At 72.3% G+C, this 22094-nt stretch carries 15 protein-coding genes and 1 tRNA gene; 10 read left to right on the top strand and 6 right to left on the bottom strand.

What is annotated here, in order from left to right:
- Window positions 1-46 precede the first annotated feature (46 nt).
- The 3 genes from ACIO6U_RS05105 (at window position 47) to ACIO6U_RS05095 (ending at window position 4456) form a co-directional block, all read left to right on the top strand.
- The gene (locus ACIO6U_RS05105; protein ID WP_401715605.1) at window positions 47-2299 is read left to right on the top strand and encodes an Ig-like domain repeat protein; all 2253 of its coding nucleotides are present in this window, start codon (window positions 47-49) and stop codon (window positions 2297-2299) included.
- Between the two features lie 257 nt (window positions 2300-2556).
- Entirely contained in the window at window positions 2557-3555 is a 999-nt protein-coding gene (locus ACIO6U_RS05100) for a sortase (RefSeq protein WP_401715603.1), read from the top strand.
- A gap of 109 nt (window positions 3556-3664) precedes the next feature.
- The gene (locus ACIO6U_RS05095; protein ID WP_391047183.1) at window positions 3665-4456 is read left to right on the top strand and encodes an ATP-binding cassette domain-containing protein; all 792 of its coding nucleotides are present in this window, start codon (window positions 3665-3667) and stop codon (window positions 4454-4456) included.
- Window positions 4457-4623: 167 nt separating this feature from the next.
- Here the strand turns inward: ACIO6U_RS05095 and ACIO6U_RS05090 are convergent, their stop codons facing one another.
- The 3 genes from ACIO6U_RS05090 to ACIO6U_RS05080 all read right to left on the bottom strand — a co-directional run bounded on the left by ACIO6U_RS05090 (window position 4624) and on the right by ACIO6U_RS05080 (window position 8519).
- Window positions 4624-6081, bottom strand: a complete 1458-nt coding sequence (locus tag ACIO6U_RS05090) for an aldehyde dehydrogenase family protein (protein WP_401715601.1) — start codon at window positions 6079-6081, stop codon at window positions 4624-4626.
- 41 nt (window positions 6082-6122) lie between these two features.
- Window positions 6123-7502: an MFS transporter gene (locus ACIO6U_RS05085; RefSeq protein WP_401715599.1), complete on the bottom strand. Its 1380-nt coding sequence runs from the start codon at window positions 7500-7502 to the stop codon at window positions 6123-6125.
- A gap of 192 nt (window positions 7503-7694) precedes the next feature.
- A complete protein-coding gene (locus ACIO6U_RS05080; RefSeq protein ID WP_401715597.1) occupies window positions 7695-8519 on the bottom strand; it encodes a nuclear transport factor 2 family protein in 825 nt (274 codons plus the stop codon).
- A 130-nt stretch (window positions 8520-8649) separates the two neighbouring features.
- Here ACIO6U_RS05080 and ACIO6U_RS05075 point away from each other — a divergent pair, with 130 nt between their 5' ends.
- The gene (locus ACIO6U_RS05075) at window positions 8650-10839 is read left to right on the top strand and encodes an ATP-binding protein (protein WP_401715595.1); all 2190 of its coding nucleotides are present in this window, start codon (window positions 8650-8652) and stop codon (window positions 10837-10839) included.
- A 130-nt stretch (window positions 10840-10969) separates the two neighbouring features.
- On the opposite strand, the gene ACIO6U_RS05070 is transcribed toward ACIO6U_RS05075, so the two are convergent.
- On the bottom strand, window positions 10970-11875 hold the full coding sequence (locus tag ACIO6U_RS05070) for an NADP-dependent oxidoreductase (RefSeq protein ID WP_401715593.1): 906 nt from the start codon (window positions 11873-11875) through the stop codon (window positions 10970-10972).
- 220 nt (window positions 11876-12095) lie between these two features.
- Entirely contained in the window at window positions 12096-12626 is a 531-nt protein-coding gene (locus tag ACIO6U_RS05065; protein WP_401715591.1) for a TetR/AcrR family transcriptional regulator, read from the bottom strand.
- Window positions 12627-12731: 105 nt separating this feature from the next.
- On the opposite strand from ACIO6U_RS05065, the gene ACIO6U_RS05060 reads away from it, so the two are divergent.
- Window positions 12732-13469 (top strand): SDR family oxidoreductase, encoded by a 738-nt coding sequence (locus tag ACIO6U_RS05060; protein ID WP_401715589.1) that lies wholly within the window; start codon window positions 12732-12734, stop codon window positions 13467-13469.
- Between the two features lie 255 nt (window positions 13470-13724).
- Here ACIO6U_RS05060 and ACIO6U_RS05055 read toward each other — a convergent pair.
- Window positions 13725-13797: transfer RNA gene (locus tag ACIO6U_RS05055), tRNA-Arg, on the bottom strand.
- A 339-nt stretch (window positions 13798-14136) separates the two neighbouring features.
- On the opposite strand from ACIO6U_RS05055, the gene ACIO6U_RS05050 reads away from it, so the two are divergent.
- The 5 genes from ACIO6U_RS05050 (at window position 14137) to ettA (ending at window position 22094) form a co-directional block, all read left to right on the top strand.
- Window positions 14137-15834, top strand: coding sequence for a dynamin family protein (locus tag ACIO6U_RS05050; protein ID WP_401715854.1), 1698 nt, complete (start codon window positions 14137-14139; stop codon window positions 15832-15834).
- Between the two features lie 209 nt (window positions 15835-16043).
- Window positions 16044-17756, top strand: coding sequence for a dynamin family protein (locus ACIO6U_RS05045; protein ID WP_401715587.1), 1713 nt, complete (start codon window positions 16044-16046; stop codon window positions 17754-17756).
- A 125-nt stretch (window positions 17757-17881) separates the two neighbouring features.
- Window positions 17882-18382, top strand: coding sequence for a single-stranded DNA-binding protein (ssb, locus tag ACIO6U_RS05040; protein ID WP_401715585.1), 501 nt, complete (start codon window positions 17882-17884; stop codon window positions 18380-18382).
- A 248-nt stretch (window positions 18383-18630) separates the two neighbouring features.
- Complete coding sequence (locus ACIO6U_RS05035) at window positions 18631-20061, top strand: LAETG motif-containing sortase-dependent surface protein (RefSeq protein ID WP_401715584.1); 1431 nt, start codon at window positions 18631-18633, stop codon at window positions 20059-20061.
- Window positions 20062-20429: 368 nt separating this feature from the next.
- Window positions 20430-22094 carry an energy-dependent translational throttle protein EttA gene (ettA, locus tag ACIO6U_RS05030; RefSeq protein ID WP_355337137.1) on the top strand — a complete coding sequence of 555 codons (1665 nt, stop codon included), beginning with the start codon at window positions 20430-20432 and terminating at the stop codon, window positions 22092-22094.

Raw genomic sequence — 22094 nt, 5'->3', positions numbered from 1 at the left:
TCCCCACCCGTCACGCAGTACGAGTCCCCGATCAGGAGACAGAGATATGCGCACCAAGCGCCCCATCGCCACGATCGCGGCGGTCATGACCGCGGCCATCGCGGCCGGTACCCTCACGGTCGCCGCACCGGCCTTCGCCGACCCCGCGCCCGGCACCTTCGGCACGTACGTGGGCGTCGGCTCCGACACGACGCAGGACGTGCTGAACGCGCTGGCCGGCACGGCGCTGCCGGACGTGGCGTCGTACGACGCCACGGGCTCGGCCACCATCAAGACCCGTGCGAACGGCGTGACCTTCACCCGTCCGAACGGCTCGGGCGCGGGACAGAAGGCGCTCAGCGCCTCGCTGATCGGGGACACCGACCCGGGCGGCACCGTGAACATCGCGGGCCAGGTGGACTTCGCGCGCTCCTCGGGCGCCCCCTCCACCGCGGGCACCACCCTCACGTACATCCCGTTCGGCCGGGACGCGGTCGGTTACGTCGCCAAGGGCGACTTCCTGAAGAACCTGACGCGCACCCAGCTCAACGAGATCTACTCCGGCACGGTCACCACGGTCGCGGGCCACCCCGTGCGGCCGTTCATCCCGCAGTCGAGCTCCGGCACGCGGAAGTTCTTCCTGAGCGCCATCGGCGTCGTCAACCTCGGCAGCAACGTCAAGGGCACCGACGACAACGGCAAGACGGTCGAGGAGAACCAGGCCAACGGCGTCATCCTCAAGGACGGCGACCTCGTCCCCTTCTCCGCCGCGAGCTGGATCGCGCAGAACAATCACACCGCCCCCGACCGCAGCACCGCCGCCGCGCAGAACGGCGCCTTCATCGGCGCCCTCGACCTCGGCGCGGGCACCCCGGTCAGCCCCGTCGTCAAGGGCGCGGACGACAAGCTGTCCCCGTTCGGCGGCTACTACGACGACCCGACCTTCGGCCGCGACGTCTACAACGTGGTGCCCACCCGCGCCATCGACACCTCCAGCGCCTTCTTCGACAAGGGCCTGTACGACACCTTCGTGAGCGCCGGCGCGCACAAGGCGGCCATCGCGTCCGACGTGGCCGAGAAGACCATCGCCGCGTTCGGCTTCCAGAACGAGCCCTACAACGGCAGCATCGACACCTCCGTCCGCGGCCACGCCAAGGCGGGCGGCCTGGAGACCAACAGCTCCTCGCTGATCAAGCCCGCCGCGGTCGGCGCGCTGGCCGCCACCGCCCCGGCCCCGCGCCAGCTCACGCTGAGCTGGACCGCGCCCGCCGACCCGGCGCTGCCGGTCACCGACTACCGCGTGCGGATCACCGACAGCGCGGGCGACGTCGCCTTCAGCACCGACCTCAAGGCCCCGGCCACCTCGGTGACCGCGACCCTGGCCCCCGGCGCGTACACCGCCGAGGTCTACGCCTCCAACCTGGTCGGCGACGGCCCGAGCGTGACGGTGGCCGGCACGGTCAGCGAGGTCCCGAAGGGCGCCTCGAAGATCACCCCCGCCGTCTCCCCGGCGAGCGTCCCGTACGGCACCGCCGCCAAGCTCGCCGTCGCCGTCAGCGGCCCGTCCGCCGCCACCGGCAAGGTCACCGTCAAGGACGGCGCGGCCACCCTCGGCACGCTGACCCTGGACGCGGCGGGGAAGGCGTCGCTGACGCTCCCCAAGACCCTCGCGGTCGGCGCCCACACCCTGTCCCTGTCCTACGCCGGTGACAGCAGGCTCAACGCCTCCGCCGCCACCGCCAAGGTCACCGTGGCCAAGGCCGCCGCCCGCGTCGCCGTCGGCGTCTCCCCGGCGAAGCCGGCCTACGGCACCTCCGGCCGGCTCTCCGTCGCCGTGACCGGCCCGGCCACCGCCACCGGCAAGGTCGTCGTCAAGGAGGGCAAGACCACGCTCGGCACGGTCGGCCTGGACAAGACCGGCCGCGCGTGGCTGACGTTGCCCAGGACGCTGAAGGTCGGCACGCACACCCTGTCCCTGTCCTACGGCGGTGACAGCCGCCTCAACACCGCCGCCGCCACCTACAAGGTCACGGTCGTCAAGGCCGCGCCGCGCATCGCGACGAAGGCCCCGGCCGGCGTCAAGACCTCGGCCCGCGGCAAGGTGACCGTCGCCGTCACCGCCAACGGCGTCACCCCCACCGGCTTCGTCCGGATCTACGACGGCAAGAAGGTCGTCGGCACCGCCACCCTGAAGAACGGCAAGGCCGTCGTCACGCTGGCCAAGCTCACCAAGAAGGGCAAGCACGTCCTGACGCTGCGGTACTCGGGTTCGGCCACCGTGAACACCGGCAGCAAGTCGTTCGCCGTCACCGCGAAGTGACCCCGGCTCCCGCCCCGGCGGACGGCACCCGTCCGCCGGGGCGGGAGACCCGCGCACGGGTGCCGCGCGCACGGATGGCCGCCGCCCGCTTCCGGTATCGCCCGGTGCGCCCCTGTCGCGTGAACCGCCGTGACCCCATGGACCTTTCGCCCCGCACACCACCGTCCAGCCCCGTACACCCCCATCCGCTGCGCACGCCACCATCCAGCCCCGTACACCCCCATCCAGTCCTGGACATCCCGAGGAGGCAGGCCGCCGTGACGGTCACCGACCAGACTCCGCCGCGGGCGGCGCGTTCCGCCGAGGCACCGGCCGAGACGCCCGAGGAGGTGACGCGGGCCGAGACGCCCGGCGGCGCGCCCGCCGAGGAGCCCGCCGCGGTCGCCGCCCCGGCCCCCCGGCCCCGGCGGCCCGCCGCCCGTCAGCTCGCCGCAGGCGCGCTGCTCGCGCTCGCCGTGCTGCTGCTCGGCCTGGCCGCCAACCTCGTCGTACTCAGCGGGGTGCAGCACAGGTCCGCGCAGCAGGACCGGTTCGACGCGCTGCGCGCCAGCCTCGCCGAAGGCACCGTGCCGGTCGGCCAGACCGACGAGCGCGGCCGGCTGCTCGCGCCCGGCACACCGCTCGCGCTGCTGGAGATCCCCCGGCTGCACCTGCGCGAGGTGGTGGCGGAGGGCACCTCGGCCGACGTGCTCACCGGCGGCGTCGGCCACCGCCGCGACACCCCGCTGCCCGGCCAGTCCGGCAGCAGCGTGCTGATGGGCAGGGCGGCGGCGTACGGCGGACCGTTCGGCGCGCTCGACCGGCTGCGGCCGGGCGACACCTTCACCGTCACCACAGGACAGGGCCGCCACCGGTTCCGGGTGCTCGACGCCCGCCGCGCGGGCGACCCGGCCCCGGCGCAGCCCGCCGCGGGAGGCGGCCGGCTGGTGCTGGTCACCGCCGACGGCCCCGCGTATCTGCCCAGCGGTGTGCTGCGCGTGGACGCCGACCTGGTGTCGAAGACCGCCGACACCCCCGACGCCGTCATCCGGCCCGGCTCCCTCCCGGCCGACGAGCAGCCGATGGGCACCTCCACCAGCGAGCTGTGGAAGCTCGTGATGTGGCTCCAGGCGCTGCTCGCGGCGTCCGTCGCGGCCGTGTGGGCCTGGCACCGCTGGGGCCGCCACCAGACGTGGATCGTCTTCCTGCCGCTGACCGCCGTCGTCGGCTTCCAGGTCGCCGACCAGGTCACCGGCCTGCTCCCCAACCTCCTCTGACCCGCCCACCGTCCGCCCCGTACTGCCCGAGGTGCCCGCCGTGACCGACATCGCCACCCCCGAAGAGACCACCGTCGCCCTGCCCGCGACCGTCCCGCCCGAGACCGCCGTGCCGCGCGGACCGGGCGCCGCCACCCTGGACGCGCGGGGCATCTCCGCCTGGTTCGGCACGCACAAGGTCCTCGACCGGGTCTCGCTGACCATGCCCGCCGGCCGCGTGACCGCCCTGATCGGCCCGTCCGGCTGCGGAAAGTCCACCTTCCTGCGGACCCTGAACCGGATGCACGAGATGATCCCCGGCGCCGCCATGGGCGGCGAGGTCCTGCTCGACGGCGACGACATCTACGCGGCGGGCCGCCCGCTCACCGAGGCCCGGCGGCACATCGGCATGGTGTTCCAGAAGCCGAACCCGTTCCCCGCCATGAGCATCTACGACAACGTGCTGGCCGGACTGCGGCTGACCGGCACCCGCGCCTCGCGGCAGACCAAGGACCTGCTGGTCGAGGAGTGCCTGTCGCGCGCGGGCCTGTGGAAGGAGGTCAGGGACCGGCTGCGGCAGCCCGGCGGCGCCCTGTCCGGCGGCCAGCAGCAACGGCTGTGCATCGCCCGCTCGCTGGCGATCCGCCCCCGCGTGCTCCTGATGGACGAGCCCTGCTCCGCCCTCGACCCGACGTCCACGCGCCGCGTCGAGGAGACCATCAGGGAACTGGCCGACGAGGTCACCGTCGTCATCGTCACCCACAACATGCAGCAGGCCGCCCGCGTCTCCCAGAACACCGCCTTCTTCCTCGCCGAACAGGGCACTCCCGGCGGCATCGTCGAACACGGCCCCACCGAGGCGATGTTCGCCAACCCCCAGGACACCCGCACCGCCGACTACGTCAACGGCCGCTTCGGCTGACCTACCGCGCCGCCCTCGTCGTCACACGCGTCCCGGACCGGATGTTCGCCGCCGTCCCGACGGGCCTGACGCGGTCGCGGGTGACGTGCGCGACCGAACAGCCGCAGTCGCCGGGCGTGCCGACGCCGGTCCGCCCAGCCGCGGGGGCAGCTGGGCGGACCCACGCGTCACGACACGGGGACGTAGACGACCTTGTTCTCGACGAACTCCTTCAGCCCCTCGATCCCGAACTCCGCACCGATACCGGATTCCTTGATCCCGCCGAAGGGCACGTCGGGAAAGCCCCCGACGTGGGTGTTGATCCACACGGTGCCGCTGTCGAGCCTCGCGGCGACCTCGGCCGCGGCCTCGATGTCCGGTCCCCAGACGGAGTTGCCGAGCCCGTAGCCGGTGTCGTTGGCCCGGGCCACCGCCTCGTCGAGATCGGCGTAGCGCAGAAGCGCGCGCACCGGGCCGAAGGTCTCGTCCCGCACCAGGGGGCTGTCATCGCTGATGTCGCGGACCACGGTCGGCGGGACGAAGTAGCCGGGGCGCGGGTCCACGGCCCCGCCGGCGATGACCGTGCCGTCCTTGTGGGCCAGTTCGAGGTACTCCTTGACCCGCTCGAACTGGGCGCCGTTCTGCACGGGACCGAACGCGGGATCGGCCTCGGGGTCGAGGCTGTGACGCAGCTCCTTGGACGTCGCGAGCTCCGCGAAGATCTCGGCGAACCGCTCGTACATCGCGTCCGGGACGAAGATCCGCTTGATGCCCACGCACAGTTGCCCGGCGTAGGAGAACGTCCAGGTGAAGATCTCGGGTGCCACCTTCTCCACGTCGGAGTCGGGCATGATGATCGCCGAGTCGTTTCCGCCGAGCTCCAGCACCACTCGTTTGATCGTCGTGGCCGAGGCTTCCAGGACCTTGCGCCCGGCCGCTGTCGAGCCCGTGAACGACACCATGCCGACGTCCGGGTGGTTGGCCAGCGCGGGGCCGACGCTCTTGTCGGGGCTGTTGTCGCCGAGGATGTTCACGACACCCGCCGGCACGATCTCCCGCAGCAACTCGCCCAGGTACAGGGCGTGCAGAGGCGAGGTCGGCGCGGTCTTGAGGACGGCCGTGTTGCCCGCGAGGATGGCCGGCACGACCTTGTACAGGCTCTGGAAGAGCGGCATGTTCCACGGGACGATCGCGGCGACGACACCGATCGGCTGGTAGTGGCGCTCCACCCTCCATTGCGCGTCCGAGTGCACCACGTCGGGCGAGAGGTCGAGTTCGGCGAAGTGACGGACCCACCTGAGCGTCCAGTCCAGATCCAGCTCTCGCAGCATCGGCAGGGGCTTGCCCAGTTCGAGCGCCAGGATGCGCAAGAATTCGTCGTAGTGCTCCTCGACCGCGTCGGCGATCCTCCGTACGACCTCGGCGCGTTCGGCGAACGGCGTCGCGCGCCAGGCCGGGAAGGCGGTCTTCGCGGCCTTGACCGCGAGCTCGAGCTGGTCCTCGTCGGCGGCCGCGGCGGTGGCGATCACCTCCCCGTTCCCGGGGTCGATGATCTGCGAGGCGGCGGCTCCGGGCACCAGCTCGCCGTCGATCAGGTGGGCGAACGTGTGGTGAAGGAGGTTCGTCTCGTTCGAAGGGAAAAGCATCGTTGCTCCTTCTCTGATGGATGTTGCGGTTCCTCGCGGGGTCACGACGTCTCGCTCGGCTCAAGGCGGGACGAAGGCTGCTTGCCGGTGTCCCCGGAGCGCAGCCGGAGCCCGACCGCGGCGACACCGGTCAGGAGAACGGCAGCGATGGACAGGGACGCGGCCAGGGAGCCGGTGGCCTTCCAGGCGGCGCTGACGAGCGCGAAACCCACCGCGTTGGCCACCTGCGTGGTGGTGAGCAGGACACCCGACGCGGCGCCCTCGTCCCCTTCCCGTACACGGGCGAGTACGGAGGCGATGATCGCCGGGTAGGCGAAGCCCATCCCCGCGCCGAAGCCCGCCGTCATCAGCGCGATGACGACCGCTCCCGCTCCGGCAAGCGCGGCGCAGATCGCGGCGACGAGGCTGGCGAACATGACCAGTGAGCCCCACAGCATCGCCGGGGGACCGGTGGGGGCACCGGGCCGACGGGCCGCGAGAGTCGTCGCCATGTACGCCACGCCGAGCGGAAGGTACGCCAGCCCCGCTCCGAGCGCGCCGATCCCGAGCCCCTCCTGCAGGTACAAGGTCATTCCCAGCAAAGTCGCGCTGTTGCCCACGTAGAACGCCACGGTGGCGACGAGCCCGAGCCGGATCGACCTCTGTCGCAGGAGCTGCCTCGACAGCAGCGGAGCGGCGGCCTGGCGCTCAACTCCGGGCATCGCCGTCGCGATCACGGCACCCGCGCCGAGCAGCACCCACGCGATCCAGGGCCAGCCGTGGTCGGGCCCGAGGCCGAGGCCCAGCAGCAACGGGATCAATGCGCCGGCCAGTACGCCGCCGCCGAGCACGTCGACCGGCACCGGCTCGGGCGCGCGCGTCTCCGGGATCGCCCTGGTGACGAGAAGCAGCGCGGCAAGGCCGATCGGCACATTGATCGCGAAGAGCGCACGCCAGCCCACGCCGGCGATGTCGACGGCCAGCAGCCCGCCGCCGATCAGCTGACCGAGCGTCGCGGCAGCGCCGAGCACCGTCGTATAGGCCAGCACCGCACGGCGACGCGGCTCGCCCTCGTACACCGCCTGGATCGTGGCGAGCACCTGGGCCAGCATCACCGCGGCCGCGAAGCCTTGAAACGCGCGCATGGCGACGAGCACCAGGAGGCTGGGAGCGAGTGCGCAGCCCAGGGAGAAGAGCGTGAAGGCCGCCATCCCGATGCCGAACATCAGGCGCCGGCCGAACCGGTCTCCCAGCCGTCCGCCGATCACCAGCGCCGCTCCGTAGGTCACGACGTAGATCGAGAGAACGAGCTGCGTGTCGGCAATCGAGGCTTTCAGGTCCTCGGCGATCGACGGAACACCGACGATCACGATGAAAGAGTCCAGGAATCCCATGAAGGTTCCGGTCAACAAGACCGGCAGGGCCAACCGATGAGATGTCATGTTTGGCCTTCGCTTTCCGTCCTGAGACTGGCGATCGCGCCTTCTCGGGCACGTGAGATCCCGCCACCTGGCCATCGGACCCCGCGGATCACGAACCACCGAGGAACGGCAGGTCGGCGGGGTGATCCGCGGGTCCGATGGCCGCTGTGACGACGTCGCCGTCGAGACTGAGTCGCGGGTCTCGGAATACGGCTACGACGCGACGTCGCGCGCGGGTGGGACGACCGCGGCCAGGCGGGTCAACGACCCCTCGAGCTCGTCGGCGGAGACCATCGGCAGGCGGGGCACCACTGCCGGGTCGGTGACCGCCGTCCAGTCGTACGTCTGGGTCACCTCGGTGTGGCCCTCGCCGGTCGGGGCGAGCTTCCAGGTGAAGCAGTGACCTTGCGGGCGCTGCCCCGGGTGGCCGGGCGCCCAGGCGATGACACGGTCCTCGGTGAAGGCCACGACGTGGTTCTCGGTCCGGTAGCCACCGAGCTCGCTGTGCATGGCCATGACGAAAGTGTCACCGACGGCGTCCACCGGGCGGGAGGTTTCGGCGTGCCTGAGGCGGCCGGTGGCGTCGAATTCGACGTGGCGCCGGGGGTCGCGCAGCACCGCGAAGATTTGTTCGGCCGGGGCGTGCAGCACTCGGGAGACGGTGGTGTGGGTCGGACCGCCGTCCGTGGTGACCGGGTCCGGGTAGAACCGGGCCCATGCGATCCGTCCGTCGCGGACGGTGAGGATTACCGGGCCGCGCAGTACGACCGTCGCCCCGGTCGGGGCGGTGCCCCGCATCTCCCATTCCGACCACGATTCGTCGCCGTTCTGCGCATGGCGCAGGACCTCGGCCCGTATGTCGGGCAAGCCGGCCAGGATCTTCGTCCAGTTCGCGGCGACCTGGTCGGAGCCGACGAATCCCTCGGCCGGTCGCAGCGGTCGTTCGGCCACGTAGTCGTCGGTGAAGCAGTCGGCGATCCGCTCCGGCACGTGGGAGTTGATCGCTTCGCGTAGTGCGTGGAGGGCCTGGGGGAGCATGCGGCGATCTCCTAGTTCTGGTTCGCTCTGTCACCGTCGAGCATGGAGGTCCGGGGTGCCGCCGGGCGACCTGACACCGCCCGGACACTGCCCGGACGGCGTCCCGGCCCTGACAGGCATAATCGAAGTCATGAACGACTGGCCGGGGCCGAAGACGACCAGCTTCGCGGCCATGCTGCGCGGCCTGCGGGAAGCCCGGTCGCTGACCCAGCAAGAGCTGGCCTCCGCCGCGGGACTCTCCGTCGAGGCGGTCAGCGCGTTGGAACGGGGGCGGCGGACCCGGCCCCAGCCGCACACGGTGCGGTCGCTGGCCTCGGCGCTCCAGCTCCGCGAAGCGGACCGCATGGCGCTGCTGGCCATCCTGGGCCGGGCCGGGGACGGGACGTCCGAAATGCCGGCCCGCACGTTGACACCCCGCCCGCCCTCACCCCCGGCCGTCCCGGTGATCGGGCGGGACGGCGAGGTCGCCGAGATCGTCGCCGCCCTGCGCACCGCGCCGGGCCGGCTGGTGACGCTCACCGGCCCCGGCGGGGTGGGCAAGACCACCGTCGCGCTGGCGGCGGCTGACGCGGTAGCCGCGGACCATCCGGGGGCCGTGTACTTCGCGGACCTGACCGACGTCACCGACCCGGACGACGCCATCGCCGCCGTGTCCCGCTCCGCGGGCTCCCACAGCGACACGGTGACCGGCCTCGCCGCGCACCTCACCGGCACGTCGGCGCTGCTCGTCCTCGACAACCTGGAGCGCGTCACGGCCTGCGGCCCGCAGCTGGCCGAGCTGCTGACGGCATCCCACGACGCGGTGATCCTGGCCACCAGCCGCGTCCCGCTGCGGGTGCGGCGGGAACGTGAGGTGCGCATCGCTCCCCTCGGCCCGGCCGCAGCCGTCCGGCTCTTCGGCGAGCGGCTCACCGCCGCCGGCGCGCCGCCGACCGGGAGCGGGGACGACGGCGCCGTCGCGCTGCTGTGCCGACGGGCCGACGGGCTGCCGCTGGCCATCGAGCTCCTGGCTGCCGCCGCCGCCCGACTCGGACCACGGGAACTGCTCAAGCGGGTCGATCAGCTGGCGGATCTGCCCGTGGCCGGCCCGCGGGACCTGCCGGCGCGGCAACGCACCATGGCGGCCACCGTCGAGTGGAGCTGCCGGATGCTCGGACCCGCGGCCCGGCGACTGCTTCCCCGGCTCGCCATGGTCCCGGGCAGCTTCTCCCTCGACATCGTCGAGGCGGTCGCCGCGCCGGATGCGTCCGACGCGGTGGGCGCGCTCGCCGAGTTGGTCGAGCACTCCCTGGTCACCCGCGGCGCCGACGCGGGACCGGTCGCGCGGTTCCGGCTGCTGGAACCGGTCCGCCGGTACGTGTTCGAGGCGCTCGGGCCGAACGACCGCTACCACGTCCGTCGGAGCGTGGCCCAATGGGCCTTGCGGGCAGCGCGCGAACAGGGTGCGCGAATCCGTGGCCGCGGCGATTTGACGGCCGTCGTAGAGGTTGAGGCGGATCGCCATGTGCTGCGGCTCGGCTTCGATCACCTCGTCGATTCCCGTCGGCACGACGACGCCGCCGAACTGCTGTGGTCGGTGTGGCTGCCGCTGTGGATGACCGGGCACACCCACGAGGGGCTCGACTGGGCCGACCGCTTGCGTGAGCACGACCTGAGCGAGCGGGGCCGGGCCCGCTGGCTGGTGGCGCGTGCCGGGTTCCACCGCGTCGCCGCGGACCTGTTCGCCACCGCGGAGCGGGCGATGCGGCTGGCCGAGCGGATCGACGACACCTCGCTGGCCGCGGAAGCGGCGATCTTCGCGGCGGCGGCGGCGCTGCGTCTGGAGGACTTCGACGCTTCGGTGTCTTTGCTGGCCAGGGCGGAGGCCCACGTCAAAGCGCGCCTCGACGTCGAACGCGACGTGTGGGCGGCTGTGCACGTGCTCATCGGCCGCGGGGACGGCGCGCTGCTGCGCGGTGACCGGTCCGCGGCGGCGCGGCACTGGCGCGCCGCCGCGGCCACGGCGCGGGAGCTGGGCAGCGAGTTCTCGGTGGCCGCGGTCCTCGCGGAGTGCGCGCAGGCGGCCCGCGGCGAAGGGCGCCTGACCGACGCGGCCTCGATGCTCGCCGTCGCCAGCGAGCTGGGCCCCCAACAGGACGAGTACCGGGCGCGCCTGGCGGGCGTGGCCGCGGCCGTGGCGGCGGACCTCGATGACCTGGCGTCAGCGCGGTGGTGGGAGGACGCGGCGGGGCCGGACGCACCCCCGCGGGACACCGATGAGCTGGGCGAGCGGTTCCGGGAGCTCGTCCGGCGCGCCGACACCGTCTCGGGCCGGGACTGAGCTGAGCCGTCCGCCCGTACCGGCGGTGTCCGGTCGGTGTCCGGAGGTTTCCCGCGAGGGGGGGCGGCGGGATTCGAGACCGTCGACGGCGCCGGGGAGCCGCGCCCCCTCGGACCGCGTACGGCCGACGTCAGATGAGGATCACGATCTTTCCCCGCACATGTCCGCGCTCGGAGAGGGCATGGGCCCGCGCGATCTCCTCCAGCGGGAAGGTCCGTTCGACGCGCGGTGCGTACCGGCCCTGCTCGCCGAGCGCGGCCGCTTCGGCGAGAAGCGTGGAATCGTTCACCGCGTTGGCCATACGGACCCCCAGACGCTCCGCGTTCGCGTAGTCGGCGACCGTCAGCACGCGGGCGGGGTCGCCGGCGATCTCGATGAGGTCGGGGAGGGAGCCGGAGGCGGCGGCGTCGAGCACGAGGTCGACCCCGTTCGGGGCCAGGTCGGCGAGACGTTCCGACAGGCCGGCACCGTAGGTGGTGGGAAGGGCTCCGAGTGAGGTGAGGAAGGCGTGGTTGCGCTCACTGGCGGTTCCAATCACGGTGGCTCCGAGGGCGACCGCGATCTCGACCGCCGCGCCGCCGACGCCTCCGGCGGCGCCCTCGACGAGCAGGGTGCGCCCCGCGAGCGGGCCGAGCGCCTTGAGCCCGCTCAGCGCCGTCACGGACACCAGACCCGCCCCGGCCGCCTGCTCGTCGGTCCAGGCGGCGGGCGCGGGCGCCCACGCCGAGAGCACGGCCAGCTCCGCCGTCGCCCCCGTGACTCCGCCCAGCCCGAAGACGCGGTCGCCCACGTTCACTCCGGTGACGCCCTCCCCGATCATGTCCACCAGGCCCACGGCGTCGCGGCCAGGTATCGCGGGCAGGTCCACTGGGAGGACGTCGCGCACCTCCCCGCTGCGCACTTTCCAGTCGACGGGGTTGACGCTGGCCGCCACGACGGCGACGCGGATCTCTCCGGGACCCGGCAGCGGGTCCTGGACCTTCTCGACCGTGAGGGTCTCCGTACCGCCGTACTCGTGGTACCGGGCTGCGCGCATGATGTCCTGCCTTGTTCGTCCCGACGGCTTGGTGTGCCTTGACATCGACCACGCTAAAACCTGACATCAGTGTCAGAGGCAAGTCGGGCAGTCAGGGGGGCAGAGGACGCGTAGGCCCGCGGTGTGGAGCCACGGACGGTGACCAGACCCTTGACGACCTCGTCTCCGGTGATCTCCGGGTAGGCGTCCGGCCGGGCGACAGAAAGCCAGGGTCCGCGAGTCAGGACCGCGCGGCGGCGTTCTCGCCGAGGTCCAGGTGGTCCGGGCGATGCGGCAGCGTACGGGCGCCGGTGGTACGGAGCCCGTCGAGGGCGAGTTCGAGGTAGCGGCGCCACGCCTGGGGCTGTGCGGCCAGCAGGGGCGCCGCCGTCTGATGGATGCCCGCGAGGAGCAGCACGATGTCCGTTCCCGTGACGTCCCCGCGGACGGTGCCCTGCTCCTGCGCCCTGGCCGTGAGCACGTCGGCCGCGTCGCGGAGGCGGCCGATCCCGTCCCGCACCCCGGCGTGATCCAGCGAGGGGCGTCCGATCACTTCACAGAAGGCGCGGTCGGCGGCCAGCGCCCCGACGCCGTCGGCCATGAACTCCGCCAGTGCCAGCGCCGCGTCGTCCGCGTCGGCAAGGCGCTCCGCCGTGCCGGTCAACCGGTCGAGAAGTTGCAGCATGATGGCCGCGAGCAGGTCCTCCTTCGAGGCGAAGTGCCGGAACACGGTGCCTTTGGCGAGTCCGGCACGCTGGGCGATCTCGCCCATCGGCGGTCACCTTCTGTCGGGCCGGCCGCGCCGTCGCCATGACGCCTCGCGGATCACCGCCGCTTCATCACGCGCCGTCTTCGCGGCGCACCACCGGAGGAAGACATGAGCAGCACCCTTGACGGCAGGACCGCACTGGTCACCGGCGCCTCCTCGGGCATCGGCCGGGCCACCGCGCTCGCCCTGTCGAAGGCGGGCGCCCGGGTGGCTGTCGGAGCGCGCCGGGCGGACCGTCTGACGTCGCTCGCGCAGGAGGCGCCGGGTGAACTCCTGGTCCTGGAGGTCGACGTCACCGACCGTCAGTCCGTACGGGACGCGGTCGCGGCCACCGTCGACCGCTTCGGCACCCTCGACGCCCTCGTGAACAACGCGGGCGTCATGCTCAACGGACCGATCCTGAACGCGGACACCGCCGAGTGGCGCCGCATGGTCGACACCAACCTGCTCGGATCGATGTACACCGCCCATGCCGCCCTGCCCCACCTGCTGGAAAGCAGGGGCGCCGTGGTCCAGATCTCCTCGACCTCCGGGCGCACCGCGTCGGCGGGCGGCGGTGTGTACGCCGCCACCAAGTTCGGCGTCACCGCCTTCGCCGAGTCGTTGCGGCAGGAAGTCACCGCCCAGGGCGTACGGGTGATCGTCGTCGAACCCGGAATGGTCGCGACCGAACTGCTCACCCACATCACCGACCCCGCCCTGCGGGACTACGCCAAGACCTATGCCGAATCGATGCGGACGCTCAACGCCGAGGACATCGCCGACGCCGTCCTGTACGCGCTCACCCAGCCCGGCCACGTCGCGGTCAACGAGATCCTGATCCGACCGACCGATCAGACCCGCTGATTCGGACGAGGAGTTGAGCCCGGTGTCCTCGCCGGTCGGCGGCCGCGTGGCGTGGTGGGCGAGTTCGAGGGCGAGGCGGGCAAGCATGCGGGACGGCCGGCCGTAGATGGCCGGATCCAGCCAGCATCAACCGGACTTCCCGGACATGAGGGCGGTGGCACACCGCCTGCCGCGGCACCGGTTCGACGGAAGCGCTGAAAGGGCCGACCTGCGGAAATATCCTGGGACGGGCCGAAGGGTCCGTTCGGATAGGAGTGCCCCCGGCAGGACTCGAACCTGCGGCCAAGCGCTTAGAAGGCGCCTGCTCTATCCACTGAGCTACGGGGGCCGGACAGTGGCCGCGGCTGTCTCCGCCCCTGGGTGGTTCCGTGACCTTGTACCGAGGTCAAGGATAGGGCGCTACATGCCTGCCGCCGGTTGCTTCACCCGCGTGACACGTTGTGGAGGTTCGGTGAAGTGGTCCGATAATCGCAGGCATGTGCAGAACGTGCATCGCTTTTGACGCCTCGGATCGCTGCTGTTGTGCACTCGTTATGCCGATGGCTCATTCTGCCCCATCGACACCATGGGCCGCCCCATTTCATGTAGTGCGGGCCGAATGGGGTGATTTACCCGAAATACGCTTCAAAAATGCTCCAATATGGGGCATTCTGCGGGTGTGGCGATCTTGGACGTACGGCCCGAGCTGCTCGACGCGCTGTCCGCGCTGCGCGACCGCGTCGACGCCGCACGCTTCCCCTTCCCACTGCGCGGAGCCGCCCGCGCCCGGCGTACCCGACAGGAGTTGCTCGCCCAGCTCGACGACTACCTGGTGCCCCGGCTGAAGGCGCCCGAGGCCCCTCTGCTGGCCGTCGTGGGCGGTTCGACGGGCGCGGGCAAGTCGACCCTCGTCAACTCCCTTGTCGGCCGCCGCGTCAGCGAATCCGGTGTGCTCCGGCCGACCACCCGCACCCCGGTGCTGGTCTGCCACCCCGAGGACCGCGCCTGGTTCGCGGACCCGCGCGTCCTGCCGGGCCTCAACAGGGCCTGGGCGGTACGCCAACGGGTGGGTCCGGGCGGCGTGGCCGGGGGCGGCAGGCCGGGCCGGGGCGACAGCGGGGACCGGAACGGCGACCGGAACGACGACCGGCGCGGCCGGGGCGACCGCACCGACCGCGGCGAATCCGGGCGCGCCGAACTGCGCCTGGAGACCGACGACAGCCTGCCCCGCGGCCTCGCGCTCCTCGACGCCCCCGACATCGACTCCCTCGTCACCCGCAACAGGGAACTGGCCGCCGAGCTGATCTGCGCCGCCGACATCTGGGTCCTGGTCACCACCGCCTCCCGCTACGCCGACGCCCTGCCCTGGCATCTGCTGCGCACCGCCAAGGAGTACGACGTCACGCTCGCCACCGTCCTCGACCGCGTCCCGCACCAGATCGCGGACGACGTCGGCAGGCACTACGCGGCGCTGCTCGGCAAGGCGGGCCTGGGCGACGTACCCCGCTTCACCGTCCCCGAACTGCCCGAATCCGCAGGCGGCGGCGGCCTGTTGCCGCAGACCGCGGTGGCCGCGCTGCGCGAATGGCTCGCGCACTGCGCCCAGGACCCGGCCGCCCGCCAGCACGCCGCCCAGCGCACCGCCGTCGGCGTACTGGACTCCCTGCGCGGCCGGTTGCCCGCCCTCGCCTCCGCCTCCGCCGCCCAGCACGCCGCCGCCGTACGCCTGGCGCGCGGCGCGGAGGACGCGTACGAACAGGCCGGGGAGCGGATCGACACCGCGATCGGCGCGGGCGTCCCACTGGCCGGTGAGGCCCTCGCGCACTGGCAGGGCTACCCCGCGTGCGGCCCCGACGCCCTCCAGCACGCGCTCGCCGAGGAGTTCGCGGCCCTGCTGCGGACCGAGACCGACGCCGCCGACGAACGCGTCGTCGCCAACTGGCAGCGCGACCGCGCCGGATCGGCGCTGCTCGGCGAGCCCTCCGCGCGGCCCGACCGCGACCGCGTCGCCGTCGCCGCCCGGATCGACAAGGGCGTACGCCGCTGGCGCCGCGGCCTGACCGAACTGTCCTACGCGCAGGCGCGGGCCGCCCGTGACGCCGACCGGCCGCCCGTCGACCCCGAGGACGTGGCCGCGCTGCTGGCGACCGCGCTGCTCGGCGGCAAGCGCGGGAGCGCCGCGGGTGAGCGCCTGGCCGAGACCGTCGGCGTACAGGCCGCGCTGCGGCTGCGCGACACCGCGCGCGACCGGCTGGACGACGCCGTCGCAGGGCTGCTGCGCGCCGAGCGGGACCGGCGGCTGGCCCCGGTCGACGGCTACGACGTGACCGCGCGGCAGCAGGCGTCGCTGATCGCGGCGCTGTCCGTACTCCAGAGGGAAAGGTGACCACGGTGGCCACGACGACCGGCAGTTCGGCACGATCGGCGGCGAGCGGGTCCACGGACGCGGCGGGGGACGGGCCGGGACGTGTCCCGGGCCCGTCGTCCTCCGCGCCGTCCGCTTCTCCGTCCGCCGCTTCTCCGTCCGCCGTCTCTTCGTCCGCCGTCTCTTCGTCGGTCGCTCAGGGGCGGGGGAGCGCTACGGACGCGCTGACCGTGCGGGTGGACGCGCTCGGCGAGTTGCTGGGGCTGTCCAGGACGCGGATCAGCCCGGACGCGCTGGCCGAGACCGGCGAGCTGCTGGAACGCCTGGGCGAGCGGCGGCGGTTGTCGCTCGACCACACGGTGGTGGCGCTGGCCGGGGCGACCGGCAGCGGGAAGTCCACGCTCTTCAACGCTCTTGCGGGGCTCGCGCTCTCCGAGACCGGTGTACGGCGGCCGACCACCGCGAAGCCGGTCGCCTGCGCCTGGCAGCCGGAGCGGGCGGCCGGGCTGCTCGACCGGCTGGGGATCGCACCGCAGGACCGTTACGCCAGGCGCGGCGCGCTGGACGCGGCGGGGGAGTGGCCGGGGGACCTGTCGGAGGAGCTGTCGGGGACCGAGGCCGCCTTCGCCGCCGACGGCGCCACCGGGCGCGCCGAGAGCCTGGACGGGCTCGTCCTGATCGACCTTCCCGACCACGACTCGGCCGCGACCGGCCACCGCGATCAGGTGGACCGGCTGCTGGGCCTGGTGGATGTCGTCGTCTGGGTGCTCGACCCGGAGAAGTACGCCGACGCGGCCCTGCACGAGCGCTATCTGCGCCCGCTGTCCGGGCACGCCGACGTGACCGTGCTGGTGCTCAACCAGATCGACCGGCTGCCCGGCGACTCGGTCGACCTGGTCCTCGACGACCTGCGGCGGCTGCTGGACGAGGACGGCCTCGCGGTCGGCGAGCACGGCGAGGACGGCGCCGTGGTGCTCTCCGCGTCCGCGCTGACCGGCGAAGGCGTCGCGGACCTGCGCGCCGTACTGGCCCAACTCGTCACCGACCGGGCGGCGGCCGGAAGGCGGCTGGCGGCCGACATGGACCGCACGGCGAGCAGGCTGCACCCGCTCTACGTCGGCGAGGGCGGCGCCGGGCTCACGGACTCGGCGCGCGAGGAATTCGTGGACCGGCTCGCGGACGCGGTGGGCGCGGCCGGGGCAGGACAGTCGGCGGAACGGGACTGGGCGGGCGCGGCGGAGGGGGCCTGCGGTACGCCATGGGGTCGGCTGATCGGTGAACGGGCCGCGGTCGGCGCCGGTTCCCGCGGTGAGCGCCCGGCGCAGGGTTCACCCGTACGAGCGACCCGTACGGGCGGCGGCGGGCTGTCCGCGTCCCGGCCGGTGGTCGACGAGGCGGTGCGCGGCGTGGCGGCCGACGCGTCCCGCGGGCTGCCCGCGCCCTGGGCGCAGGCGGTACGTGACGCGGCCCGGCGCGGCGGTGAGGGGCTGCCGGAGGCGCTGGACGGCGCGGCGGCGCGGGCGCGGCCGGGGGCGCCGGAGCGGCCCGGCTGGTGGTCGGCGGCCGGTGGCGCGCAGTGGCTGCTGATGGCGCTGGCCGTGGCCGGCGCGGTCTGCCTGATCTCGGTCGCGGTGGGCTCGCTCGATCTGACGTGGTGGCTGCCGGTCGTGATGATCGCGGTCGGCGGACTCGGCGGCCCGGCCCTCGCCGGTGCCTGCCGGTTCGCGGCCCGCGGGCCCGCCCGGCGGTACGGCCAGGCCGCAGAGCGGCGGCTGCGGGACGCGGCGGCGGACTGCGGCAGGGCCCGGGTGCTCGAACCGGTGGCGGCCGAATTGATGCGGTACCGCGAGGTGCGCGAGCAGTACGCGGTGGTCGCCGGGGCGCATTCCGCGCACGCGGCGCATTCCGTCCGCACTTCTCTGGGAGACCACTCGTCCGAGTGACGAAGTTATCCACAACCGGCCGGTAATCCACAGATTCCGGCCGGTTTCTCCATGCCTGGTCGAATTCCTGCACGATGTCCTTACGGCGTCCCGCGGGGGGCGCGATCGGCAGGGAGGGCAGAGAAATGAACGAGACGCTTGTGACCGTGGTGGGAAATGTGGCCACCGAGCCGGAGACCCGGCAGACCGCGACCGGTGTGGCCGTCACCCGCTTCCGGCTGGCGACCACCTCGCGCCGGTGGGACGCCGAGCGCGGCGCGTGGACGGACGGGGCCACGAGCTTCTACACGGTGTGCGCGTGGCGGACGCTGGCCTGGCATGTGAAGGAATCGGTCGGAGTCGGTGAACCCTTGCTCGTCCAGGGGCGGTTGAGGATCCGTGAGGAGGAGCGTGAGGGTCGGCGCTATCTGACCGCGGAGATCGAGGCGGTGGCGGTCGGGCACGACCTGGCGCGGGGCGTCTCGCGGTTCAGCCGGGTCGCGGCGAGCATGACCGGGGCGGGGGCCGCGTCCGCGTCCGGAGCGGCGGGGGCCGTGGTGGGGAATGCGGTCGGGAACGCGGCCGAGACACCGCCGGTGGTCGCCCGGCCGGATCCGGCGCCGCCCGTTCCCGCGGGGGCGCCCTGAGTATCCGGAGTATCCGCTTTCGGCGGCATTTCCCGGGATGAATTCTGTCGATGACTTATCGACAAACACGGAATCATGCAATTGTGCCGATAACGATTGGGATTCGAAAAGGCGCTGCGGGGACTCTCTTGGTGAGCGTGTGACGCCTGGTTCCTAGGATCTCCTCGTTCAGCACGCACGGGGGCCGGAACTGCGCAGGCAAGGCGATCCTCTGAACGACCAACGCGCCTTGCCCGGAGGGGAAATCCATGTTCAAGACCTACAGGCGGGGCGCCGCCCGCCTCGCGGCGGCCGGCATTGCCACGGGCCTGCTCGCGGCGGGCGTGATGGCGGGCGCGGGCGCGGCCGTCGCCGCCCCGAACGACGGCACGACGCCGTCGGCCACGGGCGCCACCGCCGTGCTCGGCGGCATCGAGAAGGACAAGGCCGACCAGGCCGTCGTCAACCCCGGTGCCAAGGACGAGTACGACGTCACCGCCGGACTCTTCTCGATGGCCGTGACCGGTGGCGGCACCATCGAGACGTACTGCATCGACTTCAATCACCACACCGTCGACAAGGCGACCTACAACGAGGTCACCTGGGACAACTCGACGCTGAAGGACAACAAGGACGCGGGCAAGATCGCCTGGATCCTCAACAACTCCTACCCCAAGGTCGACGTGGCGGGCGTCACGGACACCCTCAAGGCCGCCGGGGTCACCCTCGACCACCCGCTCACGCCGGGCCTGGCCGCGGCCGGTACGCAGGTGGCGATCTGGCACCTGTCCGACCCGGGGGTGAACGTGCAGGCCAAGGACAGCGACGCCAAGGCGCTCGCGGAGTACCTGGACAGCCACGCGCAGACCCTTGAGGAGCCCAAGCCCTCGGTGACGCTCGACCCGCCCGCCGTCTCCGGCAAGTCAGGCGACCGGCTCGGTCCGGTGACCGTGCACACCACCGCCGACGCGGTCGACGTCAAGCTCGGCGCCGACGCCCCGGCGGGCGTCAAGATCGTCGACAAGGACGGCAAGGCGATCAGCGGTCCGGTCAAGAACGGCACCGCGCTCTACTTCGACGTCCCCGCGGGCACCGCGGACGGCACCGCCCCGGTGACCGTCGCGGCCACCACCGAGATATCCGTCGGCCGTGCCTTCTCCGCCACGGACACCTCCAGCCAGTCGCAGATCCTCGCCGGTTCGCAGAGCACCACCGTCACCGCGGCGGCGACCCTGTCCTGGGCCAAGAAGGGCCCGATCCCGGCGCTGTCCGCGCAGGTCGTCTGCGCCAAGAACGGGGTCGACGTCACCGCCGCCAACCAGGGCGACGAGGACTTCACCTTCGAGCTCGAAGGCAAGAGCTACACGGTCGCGCCCGGCAAGTCCCAGACCGTCACGGTCCCCGTCCAGGAGGACCAGAAGTACAAGATCGACATCACCCTGCCCAACGACCAGGTGAAGACCTTCGAGGGCGTCCTGGACTGCAAGACCGCCACCACCCCCGGCCCCACCCCGACGGCCACCCCCACCAACGCCCCCAGCCCCGCCACCTCCGGCAGCACCACGGGCGGCACCGATCTCGCCGAGACCGGTAGCAGCAGCGCCACCCCGATGATCGCGGGCATCGCCATCGCCCTCGTCGTCCTCGGCGGCGCCGCCGCCTTCTTCTTCCGCCGCAAGAAGAACACCCCCACCGCCTGACCCGGGGCGCCCCACCGCGAACGGGTCCTGCCGCACCGGATGGTGCGGCAGGACCCGTTCGCACACCCGCCCCCGTCCGGCCCGCGCCGCCTACCGCGACGCTCGCGCGGATATCGGCTTCCGCCGGCGCTCAGCAGGCACGCGAGACGTACACGACGTACACGTGGTCAGAACCTTCTTCGTCAGCGGGCTGATGCTGGGCGGCGTCGTGCTGACCCACCGGGAGGCCAAGCGCCAGGCGGGCGCCGGGCGGGGGTGGGGGAGGGACCCGTTCGCACGGATGGGTGGACGTACGGCAAGATGGGGTGTATCTGCCCTCACGCGGCGGTGCCGCACTGTGGCCCTACTCGATTGCCGGACGGTTTCTCTTGGCTGAGTTCATTTACACCATGCGCAAGGCCCGCAAGGCCCACGGCGACAAGGTGATCCTCGACGACGTGACGCTGAGCTTCCTGCCGGGAGCGAAGATCGGCGTCGTCGGGCCGAACGGCGCCGGTAAGTCGACCGTCCTGAAGATCATGGCGGGCCTGGAGCAGCCGTCGAACGGTGACGCGTTCCTGTCGCCCGGCTTCTCGGTGGGGATGCTGCTCCAGGAGCCGCAGCTCGACGAGTCCAAGACCGTGCTGGAGAACGTGCAGGACGGCGCCGCCGACACCATGGCGAAGCTCACGCGGTTCAACGAGATCGCCGAGCTGATGGCGACCGACTACTCCGACGCGCTGCTGGACGAGATGGGCAAGCTCCAGGAGCAGCTCGACCACGCCAACGGCTGGGACCTGGACGCGCAGCTCGAACAGGCCATGGACGCCCTGGGCTGCCCGCCCGGCGACTGGCAGGTCACCACGCTCTCCGGCGGCGAGAAGCGCCGCGTCGCGCTCTGCAAGCTGCTGCTCGAAGCGCCCGACCTGCTGCTCCTCGACGAGCCCACCAACCACCTGGACGCCGAGTCGGTGAACTGGCTGGAGCAGCACCTGGCGCAGTACGCCGGCACCGTCGTCGCCGTCACCCACGACCGGTACTTCCTGGACAACGTGGCCCAGTGGATCCTGGAGCTGGACCGCGGCCGGGCGCACCCCTACGAGGGCAACTACTCCACGTACCTGGAGAAGAAGGCGGCCCGCCTGAAGGTCGAGGGGCAGAAGGACGCCAAGCGCGCCAAGCGCCTCAAGGAAGAGCTGGAGTGGGTCCGCTCCAACGCCAAGGGCCGTCAGGTGAAGTCCAAGGCCCGCCTGGCCCGTTACGAGGAAATGGCCGCCGAGGCCGACAAGGTGCGGAAGCTGGACTTCGAGGAGATCCAGATCCCGCCGGGCCCGCGCCTGGGCTCCATCGTGGTCGAGGTCAACAACCTCTCCAAGGCGTTCGGCGACAAGGTGCTGATCGACGACCTGTCGTTCACGCTCCCGCGCAACGGCATCGTCGGCGTCATCGGCCCGAACGGCGCGGGCAAGACCACGCTGTTCAAGATGATCCAGGGCCTGGAGACCCCGGACTCCGGCTCCATCAAGGTCGGCGAGACGGTCAAGATCTCCTACGTCGACCAGAGCCGCGCCAACATCGACCCCAAGAAGACGCTGTGGGCCGTCGTCTCCGACGAGCTGGACTACATCAACGTCGGCCAGGTCGAAATGCCGTCCCGCGCCTATGTCTCGGCCTTCGGCTTCAAGGGCCCTGACCAGCAGAAGCCCGCGGGCGTGCTCTCCGGCGGTGAGCGCAACCGCCTCAACCTGGCGCTCACCCTCAAGGAGGGCGGCAATCTGCTGCTCCTCGACGAGCCCACCAACGACCTCGACGTCGAGACCCTGTCGTCGCTGGAGAACGCCCTGCTGGAGTTCCCCGGCGCGGCCGTCGTGATCTCCCACGACCGGTGGTTCCTCGACCGGGTGGCGACGCACATCCTCGCGTACGAGGGCGAGAGCCGCTGGTACTGGTTCGAGGGCAACTTCGAGTCGTACGAGAAGAACAAGGTGGAGCGGCTCGGCGCCGACGCGGCCCGGCCGCACCGCGCCACGTACAAGAAGCTGACCCGCGGCTGA

Source organism: Streptomyces sp. NPDC087422 (assembly GCF_044744145.1).
GTDB lineage: Bacteria > Actinomycetota > Actinomycetes > Streptomycetales > Streptomycetaceae > Actinacidiphila.
Note: the sequence above shows the minus strand (reverse complement) of the source record. Positions and strands in the feature narration are given on the sequence as shown.